The 12,241-nt window shown below is 54.6% G+C and carries 13 protein-coding genes; 9 read left to right on the forward strand and 4 right to left on the reverse strand.

Annotation, left to right across the window (positions count from 1 at the left end; genetic code table 11):
• Window positions 1–184: 184 nt before the first annotated feature.
• The 8 genes from B2R48_RS08110 (at window position 185) to modC (ending at window position 8,297) form a co-directional block, all read left to right on the forward strand.
• Window positions 185–442, forward strand: coding sequence for a DUF4212 domain-containing protein (locus B2R48_RS08110; RefSeq protein WP_008889559.1), 258 nt, complete (start codon window positions 185–187; stop codon window positions 440–442).
• A gap of 24 nt (window positions 443–466) precedes the next feature.
• Window positions 467–2,233, forward strand: a complete 1,767-nt coding sequence (locus B2R48_RS08115; protein ID WP_062956298.1) for a sodium:solute symporter family protein — start codon at window positions 467–469, stop codon at window positions 2,231–2,233.
• A 122-nt stretch (window positions 2,234–2,355) separates the two neighbouring features.
• Window positions 2,356–4,224, forward strand: coding sequence for a DUF294 nucleotidyltransferase-like domain-containing protein (locus B2R48_RS08120; RefSeq protein WP_296999319.1), 1,869 nt, complete (start codon window positions 2,356–2,358; stop codon window positions 4,222–4,224).
• Window positions 4,225–4,229: 5 nt separating this feature from the next.
• A complete protein-coding gene (locus B2R48_RS08125; RefSeq protein WP_296999320.1) occupies window positions 4,230–4,919 on the forward strand; it encodes an exonuclease domain-containing protein in 690 nt (229 codons plus the stop codon).
• Window positions 4,920–4,980: 61 nt separating this feature from the next.
• Window positions 4,981–5,499 (forward strand): hypothetical protein, encoded by a 519-nt coding sequence (locus B2R48_RS08130; protein ID WP_296999321.1) that lies wholly within the window; start codon window positions 4,981–4,983, stop codon window positions 5,497–5,499.
• 160 nt (window positions 5,500–5,659) lie between these two features.
• Window positions 5,660–6,481, forward strand: a complete 822-nt coding sequence (modA, locus tag B2R48_RS08135) for a molybdate ABC transporter substrate-binding protein (RefSeq protein ID WP_296999322.1) — start codon at window positions 5,660–5,662, stop codon at window positions 6,479–6,481.
• Window positions 6,478–7,170 carry a molybdate ABC transporter permease subunit gene (modB, locus tag B2R48_RS08140; RefSeq protein WP_084272064.1) on the forward strand — a complete coding sequence of 231 codons (693 nt, stop codon included), beginning with the start codon at window positions 6,478–6,480 and terminating at the stop codon, window positions 7,168–7,170. The genes modA and modB overlap by 4 nt, the downstream gene beginning before the upstream one ends.
• A complete protein-coding gene (gene modC / locus B2R48_RS08145) occupies window positions 7,167–8,297 on the forward strand; it encodes a molybdenum ABC transporter ATP-binding protein (RefSeq protein ID WP_296999323.1) in 1,131 nt (376 codons plus the stop codon). Before modB ends, modC begins: the two co-directional genes overlap by 4 nt.
• Window positions 8,298–8,377: 80 nt before the next feature.
• Here the strand turns inward: modC and B2R48_RS08150 are convergent, their stop codons facing one another.
• Complete coding sequence (locus B2R48_RS08150; RefSeq protein ID WP_296999324.1) at window positions 8,378–9,229, reverse strand: urea carboxylase-associated family protein; 852 nt, start codon at window positions 9,227–9,229, stop codon at window positions 8,378–8,380.
• Between the two features lie 110 nt (window positions 9,230–9,339).
• Here B2R48_RS08150 and B2R48_RS08155 point away from each other — a divergent pair, with 110 nt between their 5' ends.
• Complete coding sequence (locus B2R48_RS08155) at window positions 9,340–10,206, forward strand: LysR substrate-binding domain-containing protein (RefSeq protein ID WP_296999325.1); 867 nt, start codon at window positions 9,340–9,342, stop codon at window positions 10,204–10,206.
• 13 nt (window positions 10,207–10,219) lie between these two features.
• On the opposite strand, the gene B2R48_RS08160 is transcribed toward B2R48_RS08155, so the two are convergent.
• From B2R48_RS08160 to B2R48_RS08170, 3 genes are all read right to left on the reverse strand, one after another.
• On the reverse strand, window positions 10,220–11,158 hold the full coding sequence (locus B2R48_RS08160) for a 2-hydroxyacid dehydrogenase (RefSeq protein ID WP_296999326.1): 939 nt from the start codon (window positions 11,156–11,158) through the stop codon (window positions 10,220–10,222).
• A gap of 170 nt (window positions 11,159–11,328) precedes the next feature.
• Window positions 11,329–11,880 carry a sarcosine oxidase subunit gamma gene (locus B2R48_RS08165; protein ID WP_296999327.1) on the reverse strand — a complete coding sequence of 184 codons (552 nt, stop codon included), beginning with the start codon at window positions 11,878–11,880 and terminating at the stop codon, window positions 11,329–11,331.
• Window positions 11,881–11,895: 15 nt separating this feature from the next.
• Window positions 11,896–12,241, reverse strand: a 346-nt coding sequence (locus B2R48_RS08170; RefSeq protein ID WP_296999328.1) for a glycine cleavage T C-terminal barrel domain-containing protein, incomplete at its 5' end; no start/stop codon positions are given.

Raw genomic sequence — 12,241 nt, forward strand, 5'->3', positions numbered from 1 at the left:
CCCTAACACCCTGTTCTATACGACTAATGATTAGCTTATGGCGACTCTCGAAAACTGGTATCGAGCTTTACAGGCAATGAGTGTGTCTTGATGCATTCAACGCCACGCATTCATGCGGCCGACAAAAACAATTCAAAAATGATGTCGGCAGGGAAAGTTATCATTTCTAGGAAGGAGACGCGCGATGGATGAACAAAGCGCAGCCTACTGGAAGAGAAACGTGAAGCTGGTCTCGGTTCTTATCGCGATCTGGTTCATCGTTTCCTACGGTTTCGGCATCTTGTTTGTCGATGCCCTCAATTCTATCGAAATAGCGGGCTTCCAGCTTGGTTTCTGGTTTGCTCAACAGGGGTCCATTTACGTCTTTGTCGCACTGATTTTTGTCTATGTGGCCAAGATGAACAAACTGGATCGCGAATTCGGCGTTCGTGAAGACGACTGACGCAGGATCAGGGAGACAGACAAGATGGATCTTACTACCCTTACATATATTGCCGTCGGCTTGAGTTTCGCGCTGTATATCGGCATCGCGATTTGGGCCAAGGCAAGCACCACCGGCGAATTCTATGTCGCTGGCAAAGGTGTTAACCCGGTCGTCAACGGCATGGCGACCGCAGCAGACTGGATGTCGGCTGCTTCCTTTATCTCCATGGCTGGTCTCATTGCCTTTCTTGGCTATGGCGGCTCGGTTTACCTGATGGGCTGGACAGGTGGTTACTGCCTGCTGGCGATGCTTCTGGCACCTTACCTTCGTAAGTACGGTAAATTCACCGTGCCGGAATTCATCGGGGATCGCTACTACTCCAAAGCAGCCCGTATCGTTGCTGTTATCTGCCTGATCTTTATCTCGTTTACCTATGTGGCAGGTCAGATGCGCGGCGTTGGTATCGTGTTCTCGCGCTTCCTTGAAGTTGAAATCCTTACCGGCCTGATCGTCGGCATGGGTATCGTCTTCATCTATGCCGTTCTTGGCGGCATGAAGGGCATTACCTATACCCAGGTTGCACAATATTGCGTTCTTATTGTTGCCTACACCATTCCGGCAATCTTCATCGCATTCCAGCTGACCGGCAATCCGCTGCCGCAGCTGGCATTCGGCTCGACCGTGAATGGCACGGGCGAATTCATGCTTGATCGCCTGAACCAGGTTGTGACGGAACTCGGCTTCCTCGAATACACCACCACCAGCAAGTCAACGATTGATATCTTTGCAATCACCCTTGCCCTGATGGTTGGTACTGCTGGTCTTCCGCACGTTATCGTTCGCTTCTTCACCGTTCCGAAAGTACGTGATGCACGTTCTTCGGCCGGTTGGGCACTGGTCTTCATCGCGCTGCTCTACACCACCGCTCCGGCAGTTGGTGCAATGGCACGCCTGAACCTGACCGAAACCATCCAGACTGGTGAAGTTGGCGCAGAAGACGGGAACCTTGTATTCGAAGAGCGTCCGGACTGGATGAAGCGCTGGGAAGCAACCGGCCTTCTGAAATTCGAAGACAAGAACGGTGACGGCCGCATCCAGTATTACAACGATGCGAACGCAGAGTTTGCCGCCAAGGCAGCCGAGTTCGGCTGGCAGGGTAACGAACTGAGCGTTGACCGTGACATCATGGTTCTGGCCAACCCGGAAATCGCACAGCTTCCGAACTGGGTTATTGCCCTGGTCGCAGCTGGTGGTATCGCCGCGGCACTGTCAACGGCTGCGGGCCTGCTGCTTGTGATCTCTTCGGGCGTATCACATGATATTCTCAAAGGGACCTTCACACCAAACATGACAGAAGGACAGGAACTGATGGCCGGGCGTATTGCCGCAGCTGTCGCCATCCTGATTGCCGGTTATCTGGGCTACAATCCTCCGGGCTTTGTGGCACAGGTGGTGGCCTTCGCCTTCGGTCTTGCCGCATCCTCGCTGTTCCCGGTTATCATCATGGGGATCTTCTCCAAGAAGGTTAACCGCGAAGGCGCGATTGCCGGCATGTTGACCGGTCTGGTCTTCACCATGGGCTATATCCTTGCCTACAAAGGTGTGTTCTTTGACCCAATCATTGCAAACACGCCGGAAAACTGGCTGTTTGGCATCTCGCCGGAAGGCATTGGTGCAGTTGGTATGGTTCTGAACTTCATCGTTGCTTTCGCTGTGTCGAAAGTCACCGCTGAGCCGCCAGAGCATATCCAGGTCATGATTGAAGACATCCGTGTTCCGAAAGGAGCCGGTAGCGCGGTTGACCACTAATCGGTCAACCGGTTTGCCAAAAACTGTTGCAGGCCCCCGGATCACTGATCCGGGGGCTTTTCTTTTCGATCATTGTCAGGCAACAATGACCTCAGGGCGTGGCCTTGCGAAGGAAAGCAATCATGAGCATCGAACTCGAAGAAATTGCCGAATTTCTAAAACAGCATCACCCTTTCGATCTGTTACCAGACGAAGAAATCAACGCACTGCCCAAACGCCTGCAGGCCCGCTATTTCCGCGCGGGGACCAAGGTCCTTTCGCCGGAACAGGAATGCCTTCACCTCTACATCATTCGCACTGGCGGCACCGAAACCCGGGATCCTGACGGGCAATTGCTTGCCCGCCTGTCAGAGGGCGAATGCTTTGGCGTGCGCGCCATGTATCAAAATGGTCGCGCAGCCAATAACATTACAACCCTGGAGGACAGCCTCTGCTACCTGCTGCCGGAAAAGGATTTCCACGACCTGACGGGCAAGTATCCACAATTTAGCTATTTCTTCGCGAAGATGGGGGGCGAACGCCTGCGCAGCGGCATGCAGTTGCTTGAAAGCCGCGACGATGACCAGCTCAAACTGATGAGTGTGAAGGTCAGTGACCTGATCGCACGTGATCTTGTCAGCATCGACAAATCTGCCTCTATCCTCGACGCAGGCCAATTGATGAGCAAGGAACGCGTATCCTGCCTGCTGATCACCGAGGACAATGGTGCTGTTGCCGGGATCATGACCGACCGCGATCTACGTAATCGTGTTATTGCCGTTGGGCGCAGCTATGACGAGCCGGTATCGGCCATCATGACTGAAAACCCGATCTCCATCGATCCGGACCAGTTTGCATTCGATGCCCTTTTGACCATGACGCGCAATAACATCCGCCATCTGCCCGTAATGAAGGATGGCAAGGCGGTTGGCATGATCACCACCAACAATCTTCTCGCCCGCCAATCTCTGTCGGCCGTTTACATGGCCGGACGCATCGGCAAGCTGACCACACCGGAAGACATGGCAAAGGTCATTGCTCAGGTACCAGAGCTTCTCAGCCACCTGATCGAAGCAGGCGCGACATCTTACAATGCCGGACATATCGTAACCACCCTGTCGGATGCAGCCACCGCGCGCCTGCTGCAACTAGCAGAGGAACAATTCGGCCCACCGCCTGTTCCCTATGTCTGGATGGCGGGCGGATCGCAGGGCCGTCAGGAACAGACCGCCCTTTCTGATCAGGATAACTGTCTGATTATCGATGACGCCTATGATGCCGATCAGCATGGGGAATATTTCAAGAAGCTGGCCGAATACGTTTGTGATGGCCTGCACAAGGTCGGATATGTCTATTGCCCCGGCGAGATGATGGCAAAGATCGATGAATGGCGTCAGCCGGTTCGCACCTGGCAGAAGTATTTCAACCAATGGATCGAACAGCCTGAACCAAAGTCCCTGATGTATTGCTCCGTCTGGTTTGACCTGCGCCCGGTTCATGGCACGAAAAGCCTGTTTGATGAATTACATCGCATGATTGTTTCAAAGGCCAAAGACAACCGTATCTTTCAGGCCTATATGGTGGGCAATGCCCTGACCCATCACGTACCGCTCGGGTTCTTTAAAAACTTCGTGATGATTCGCGGCGGCGAGCATGACAAGACACTGGACCTTAAGCATAACGGGGTCGTACCGATTGTTGATCTGGCCCGCATCCATGCTCTGGCCAACGGGGTGGAATCCGTGAACACCTACGAGCGCCTCAATGCGGTCAAAGCATTCCCGTCCATCAGCAATCAAGGCGCATCAGATCTTCTTGATGCCTTTGAATTCATCAGCATCACGCGCCTTAAACATCAGGTCCGCCAGATCCGGCGCGGCGAAACCCCCGATAATTTTCTACAACCCGAAAGTTTGTCAGCCTTTGAGCGCAGCCACCTGAAAGATGCCTTTTCGGTGATCAAGAACCTTCAGGGTGCCCTTGAGCACGCCTTTGGCAAAAGCGGGACATAAACCCTATGGGATTGCGCGAAAAGATCCTTGATAGCCGCCTGTATCGTGATTTCATTCAACGCAAGGCAACCGGGCCTTTGCGAACCTATTACGATGTGCCGCCTGCCGATCCCGAAAGGTCGGTGATGGAAACAGAGTTCATCGCCCTTGATCTTGAAACGACCGGCTTTGATCCCAAAAAGGACGAAATCGTTAGCCTCGGCTGGGTGATCATTCGCCAGCTTTCTGTCGATTTTTCCAGTTGTGAACATATTCTTGTGCGACCGAGCAAGGAACTTAGCGAAAGCTCGGTCGTGGTGCACCGGATCTTTGACAGTGACGTCGCCGACGCCCCCGATATCGGAAGCGCCCTTGAACATCTGTTACCCCAAATGGCTGGCCGGGTGTTAATTTCCCACCATGCGCCGATTGAACTGGGTTTTCTTGGTCAGGCGTGCAAACGCTGCTTTGGGGCTCCGCTGCAAATTCCGACAGTCGATACACTGGTTCTGGCATTACGCGATATACGGCGCAGCGGCGAACCGATGAAGGCCGGCGCCCTCAGACTTGATACCTTGCGCCGAAATCACAACTTGCCGCCCTTCCGGGCGCATAATGCGCTTTCTGATGCCATCGCGGCCTCGGGCCTGTTTCTGGCCCAGATCGCCAAGCGTGATCCGAAAGGCGAACTTGAGCTAGACCGGATACTGCGCTAATCGGTTATCAGGGTTCAACAACCCCCATCAACAATAACAGAAATTTGGGAGCCACCCCCGCATGTACGTCTTTATCTTCACGACCGTTGTCGTCGGGTTTGCATCGGCTGGTGTGGTGATGTTGCTGTTCCGGCTTTGGGGCCGCAAAGCCCCGAAATATGTCATTCCCTTTATCGCCGCAATTGCAATGTTTGGCTATATGATCTGGGATGAATACACATGGTTTGATCGCTACGAAGCACGTCTTCCCCAGACCATCAGCGTCATTCAAACCTTCACCGACGAAAACATCTTCGCGCCGTGGACACTGGTTTCCGCGCCCACCAATCGCTTTACTGCGATTGATCACGACAAACTTGTTTCCAATCCCGAAAACCCGGATGAAAAACGGGTCATGACGTTGCTACTGCGCAAGGGCGGTGAAACCCTTGCCCTGACCCATCTTGTCGATTGTGCACAGGGACGGCGCGGCTACATCACACCTGAAACTGCGCTTGATGAAAACGGCTTTCCGACAAATATGGATGAATGGTTCAATATGGATGCAGATGATCCGCTGCGTGCGGCTGTCTGCTCTTAATTGAAACTTTCACCTGAACTTGCGATCTTTGGCCCGCCATTCGGCGGGCCTTGCCGTTTAAATGCGATTTATGTGAACCACTTCGGGCATCCCTTTGATTAAGGGTGATTTTCGCTATAGTGATAAGCAATGCTCGCATTCACAGGCGCTTACGAACACCATGGCCCACGCCCATTGCAAACTGTTTCGTTCATTTGCTTTCCTTCTGATCGCTACTGTCGCGATTGGCAGCATGTCGCCAATAGCCAAGGCGCGCGACATTACCGTATTTGCAGCTGCCAGCCTTACCGACGCCATTGAAACTGCGGCCCGCACATATGAACGCGAAACAGGTGATAAAATCCGCCTGTCACTTGCCAGTTCATCGACACTGGCCCGGCAGATATCGGCAGGTGCCCCAGCCGATATCTTTATTTCTGCCAACGGAAGATGGATGGACTGGCTTGAAGGTCAGGATCTGATCACCCCCAATAGCCGTTATGACCTGCTGGCAAATCGGCTGGTACTTATTGCACCAACAAACAGCACCCTGGCCCCGCTTGACATAAATGCAACCACCGACCTGATATCACTAGTCGGACCGGATGACCGTATTGCAGTTGGTGACCCGGACCATGTCCCGGCAGGGATTTATGCCAAACAGGCACTGACTTCCCTGGGGAAATGGGAAACCATCAATCCGAGGCTGGCCCGTGCCGACAATGTTCGCGCTGCTCTGGTACTTGTCGAACGCGGCGAGGCACCGCTCGGTATTGTCTATCAGACCGATGCCCGAATTTCAGACAAGGTCAAAATCATTGGTACATTCCCAGAAAACAGCCACCCGGCGATCACCTATCCGATTGCGTCGATCACCGGTCATGCCAAAGCCAGGGCAATAAAATTCCTGCTGTGGCTTTTGGGGGATGACGGGGGCCGGATTTTTACCGACTATGGCTTTGAACCCCTTGCAACAATGCAGGCTACTGTGCCCGAACAATGATCAGTTTGACCCCCGCCGAAATTGAGGCACTTCTTCTAAGCTTGCGCATCTCTGGCGTCGCTGTTGCGTGCGCCCTTCCCTTTGCGATTATTGTCGCAACCGCGCTTGCCCTTGGTCGTTTTCCTGGGCGCTTTATACTGGATGCCATTGTGCACCTACCGCTGATCCTTCCGCCCGTTGTGATGGGCTATTTGTTGTTGATCGCGATGGGCACCCGTGCGCCCCTGGGGGCGTGGCTGTATGAAACCTTTGACCTGCGCTTTGTCTTTAGCTGGACAGGGGCGGCACTGGCATCTGCCATCGTCAGCTTCCCGTTTCAGGTTCGCGCCATCCGGCTGAGCCTTGAGAACGTCAATCACGGTCTTTATCAGGCGGCCGAAACGTTGGGGGCAGGACCGATTGACAGGTTCTTCTCATTAACCCTGCCCTTGGCACTTCCGGGCATCATTGCCGGTGCGATTACGGCCTTTGCCGCAAGCCTTGGAGAATTCGGTGCCATCATAACGTTTGTATCCAACATTCCGGGCGAAACCCGCACCTTGCCGCTTGCGATCTATACCGCGATCCAGACACCGGGCGGCGAACTGGCGGCAGCAAGGCTCGCAGCCCTTTCAATCGGTCTTGCCTTTACCGGGTTGCTTCTTTCCGAACTGGCGCTCCGCCGTATCCGCAAGAGGGCCGCGTCATGAGCATCGGTGTCAATGTTGAACATGATTTCAGGAATTTCCGGCTCGCGGCCGAATTCAACATTCCGGAACCGGGTATCACAGCCCTGTTTGGCCCATCAGGCAGCGGCAAAACGACGCTTGTCAACATGATTGCCGGTCTGGTTCGACCCGACCGCGGTCATATCCAGATCAACGATCATGTCCTGTTTGAACATTCGCGCGGCATCAACGTGCCAGTTCGCGAACGCCGGGTTGGCTGCGTGTTTCAGGATAACCGCCTGTTTCCGCACAAATCGGTGCGCGACAACCTGTTTTACGGCGCACGCCGCAACCCCCTCAAACTGCCGCAGGACGAACAGCAGGCCATCCTTGCGATGCTTGATATCGCGGACCTGATGGACCGTCGCCCCAACCTTTTGTCTGGCGGGGAAAAACAACGCGTTGCACTTGGCCGTGCGCTTTTGTCTAATCCGGATGTATTGCTGCTTGATGAACCGCTTTCGGCCCTTGATCACGCCCGCAAGCAGGAAATACTGCCTTATCTCGAATGGTTGCGTGATCATCGCAAGATACCGATCCTTTATGTTACGCACGCCATTGACGAAGTCGCCCGTCTTGCCGACCACATGGTGGTGATCGATCAGGGCAAAACGCTTGCTACAGGATCGGTGTTCGAGATGCTGGGACGCACGGACCTGCCTCCACTTGCCGGGCGCTTTGATGCCGGAACCGTCCTGCCCGCCCGGATCGTAAGCCGCGATCCCAAGGCCGAGGTCAGCTTCCTTGAATGCGGCGAGCAGCGCCTTGTTGTGCCCTATTTGGGGCGCCCGACAACCGATCAGGTCCGCCTGCATGTGCGCGCACGCGACGTCATGATTGCCCGCACCCCGCCACGCGACATCAGTGCGAACAACATCATCCCGGTTACCATCACAAAAATCAGTGACGAACCCGGTGATACCATCGACGTCACCATGTGCTTTGGTCAGGATGCCGACGCCACACTACTGGCCGAAACCAGCGGGCGTCCGAAGATCCATGCCCGGATCACGAAATGGTCGGGGTCTCGCCTGAAGCTGCAACCCCATCAAAAGGTGTTTGCCGTAATCAAGTCCGTCACGGTCAATGGGCAGTTGCGTGACCGCTAGGCGGGCTTGATCAATACCGACCAGTATTCAGACAAGGCACGCATCCCCGTCGATGCTCCCAACCGGGGTTGCATCAGACCTTATGGATGATGATAGGCGTTGGGTGCATGCCAATCCCACTTTTCCTGCAAGGCCGGGTCGGTTTCATAAATCTCGACCTTCAGCGGATAACATGCGGCTTCATCACTTGAATGCCCGGTGCTGCAATCCCCGCCCGGACAGGTAGACAGATTGCCAAGCAGGTCAATTTCGGCAAACATTTCAATATAGTCCCCCGGACGTACCGGGCTTGCTTTCATGAAATACTGATGAGTGTCCTTGGTGAAACCGGTACACATGAAAACATTGAGCACATCATGCACATAGTGATCGGCTTCTTGCATCGACATGCCTGTTTCAGCGCTTAGCGCACGACACAGGTTGGAATGACAGCAATGGTGATAATCCTGCCCTGAGAGCAAACGGTTGGTGAATGGATCACACCGGGTCCCGATAACGTCATGCACACTGCCACCATCATCATCAAAGCCATACCAGTCCAATGTGTCTTCACTGATCAGCGCCATTGAGCGCAGATACGGCATGTTTGACCATAAGCGGTCACCGGTTGTCACATGGGTCCGGTGCAAAGCACGCGTCTTGCCACTAAAGAACCGTTCCTGAAGGTTATCGGCATTCCAAAGGTTCAGGTCCCCGACCTGGGGCCCATCAACACTGACGATGCGAAAGAAATGCCCCTTGGGCACGCGAAACGTTCGCGCGTCACGCGGCGGAACGATGACTTCCTCGGACTTTTTCATTGATGCCTTAAACTCGGCCAACGTCGCGAAGTCCGGTTCGGGCAGAGTACCATTGGGATACACCACCACAGGCTTCACGGCACGGCGTGCATCGGCGTCAGCGGGGGCGGGATGTTGGGACTTGAAAGTCATGTCTTGGCCTTCATCAGGGGAAACGAATTCGCAACAGGATGGCACAGTGCCATCATCTGACAAGCGTGTTTATTCTTGCCAATAGGCCAAGAAATACTTACCCATAATCTATGAAGGATATCCCGCCACTTTCGCATATCCCGGCTTTTGAGGCTGCGGCACGATTTGAAAGTTTCGTCCGCGCCGCCAAGGCCCTTGGCATTACGTCAACGGCGGTCAGCCAGCATGTTCGGGCCCTTGAAGACTGGCTTGGCACATCTCTTTTTATCCGCAAGGCACGTGGCGTACAACTGACCAGACAGGGCCAACAGTTTGCCAGTTCCTGCCACATTGCGATCCGCGAAATCAAAGATGCTGCCGCACGGGTTTCCCCGCAAAAGACCAAACGCAAAGTTAGTCTTGCCTGCCAACCCTCTGTCGTTTCGCTTTGGCTGACAAACCGGCTTCCCGATTTTATGGAACGATATCCGGAAATTCAGGTTTCGATTGTCTATCCGTTTGGGGCTACCACGCCCGAGGAAGTCGGGGCAGATCTTTTGATCCGCCATGGCAAGACACCAGAACAGTCTGCGGAAAAACTTCTAAGCGCTGCGACCCGCCCGACCTGTGCGAAATCTTATCTCGAAAAGGCCGGGCCGTTTGCCGGTCCCGATGCCCTTATGGGTGCACGATTGCTGCATGATGAAACCGAAGATGCGTGGCGGTCCTGGTTTCGCAAGCATGGTCTTGAGCTGTCAGGTGATAGCGCGCCCGTGTTTGGTGACTTCAACCTTCTGATCAGCTCCATACAAGCAGGTCATGGCATCGGTCTTTGCCCGACCTCACTGATCGAAAGCGATATCGCGACCGGCAATCTCGTTGTGCTGTCAGAAAACGCTGCCGACACCGATAAGCATTACTGGCTGATCGGGGCACATACCCTGTCACCTGATGCAGAATTACTGCGGCAATGGCTGCGCGATCAGGTCCCTGCCTGACCCAGAACGCCAGTCATATAATTGGCGTGATCAGTTCGCCGCGTTCGTCCCAGGCATTGAGATTATCAACAACCAGTTGCGCCATCGCATCACGGGTTTCCACCGTTCCACTTGCCAGATGCGGATAGAGCACAACATTGTCGAGCTTGGAAAATGCCGGATCAATGTTTGGTTCGCCCTCAAAAACATCAAGCCCCGCACCGGCAATCAATCGACGCTGCAAAGCCCTGATCAAAGCGGGTTCATCAATCACCGATCCACGCGCGATATTGATAATGACCCCGTCTTTGCCAAGGGCATCAAGCACCAGTTGATCCACAATTCCATTGGTCGCAGCCCCACCGGGACAGGCCAGCACCAGAATATCGGACCATTCCGCCAAGGCACCTAGTTGATCAAAGAACCGATAATCGACGTCCTTTTTGCTCCGCCCGAAATAGCCGACTTCCAAGCCACTTGGCACCGCGCGTGACGCAATTGCCTGTCCAATACGGCCCAACCCGACAATGCCAAGTTTCTTGCCACGAACGGTTCTGGTCAGCACCATCGGGCCGTTTGCAGCCCACATTCCACTGCGCACCCAGTTATCCCCGGCAATCAGCCGTCGCATGGTGGCATGCATCAACATGATTGCCGTATCGGCGACATCGTCAGTCAAGATATCAGGCGTCGTTGAAACGCGAATGCCGCGGTCACGAAGTGCCTTAAGATCAAAGACATCATGCCCGACGCCAAAACTTGTTATCACCTCAAGATTTGGCAATTGGGCCAATAAATCCGCGGGCACACCAAAGCGTGCCGATGTCACAACCGCCCGGATCTGTGCGCCCATTTCATCAAGGAACGCCTGCTTGTCATCAAGAAGGTCATATCGATGGAAGTCATGACGTTCCGCCATCAGACGCGTATAAGCAGGGCGAATATCAAGAAGGGCAAGCACGGAACGGATCATGGAGGGCGTCTTTCAGTGGCGGAAGGTGCCCCAAAGACTAGCGATCTCAATCACCTGAGACAAGCTGATCCAAAGCTTCAATGCGTCAGGTGGCCCAACTCAACTCAGTCAAGTTGTCCGAATCAGCTGGGGCGGAGTTGGCAATCACCCAAACCCCGCCCCGACCTGATTTATTCCGCTGCGAATTCCTTGCAGCCAGTACACAGCAAATCGATGATGTGCATTGCAAAGGACCGCCAGATATCCATGCGGAAACTTTGTTCCGCGTCACGCCACAGCACCACCGTGACACCGTCAATCACCGTGCGGCAACCGCCGCCGACCGGGATGCGGTCGATATCACGCGGGCAACCGATGGTTAGCAGTTCTGCTGCACGGTCGCCTTCGATCCGAACCGTGATTTCACGGGCGGAAACCTCGGTCAGGCTGTGGGTGGCCGATGCATAGATGTCGGCACAGGCCGAAACCAGGGTATCGGTATCGTCCGGCTTGGCGATGATCATCCATTCATCCGGACCAAGGCAGATGGCCTCTGTCGTGCCGCTGGCCGCACGTTCACCAACCGTGGTTGGCAGATCGACACCAAGAGCCTTTGCCACAGCCGGTATGTTGGCTGCACGCAGACGCAACGAGAAGCGGGCAACCGGTGCCATAAGGGTCAGCTTGACCGGCCCGGAAGCAACGATCGGACCCGGCGTAAATGCGTGTGTAAGTACCGTCATTTTTCTGTTCCCCGCCTAAAGTTTCAACCGTGCACCTTCGGGATCGTAGAATACGGTCCCGGTGACTGTCGCCTTGATCACACGATCTGGCATCGGAATGTAAATGGTTTCACCCATACGATTGAAACCGTCCTCAAGCAGCGCCATGGCAATCGGGCGACCTGCCGCATCGCTGTGGTAGCTTGATGTCACATGGCCGACCATCTTCATCGGCTTGGGCTGGTTCGGATCAAGAACGATCTGCGCCCCTTCCTCAAGCTTGGTTTTGCCATCTTCGGTCAGAAGACCAATCAACTGCTTGCGGCCCTCGGCAACCAGGTCCGGACGCGCCAGACCGCGCTTGCCAACGAAGTCTGGTTTC

The sequence above is a fragment of the Thalassospira sp. UBA848 genome, assembly GCF_002295455.1.
In the GTDB taxonomy this organism is placed as follows: domain Bacteria; phylum Pseudomonadota; class Alphaproteobacteria; order Rhodospirillales; family Thalassospiraceae; genus Thalassospira.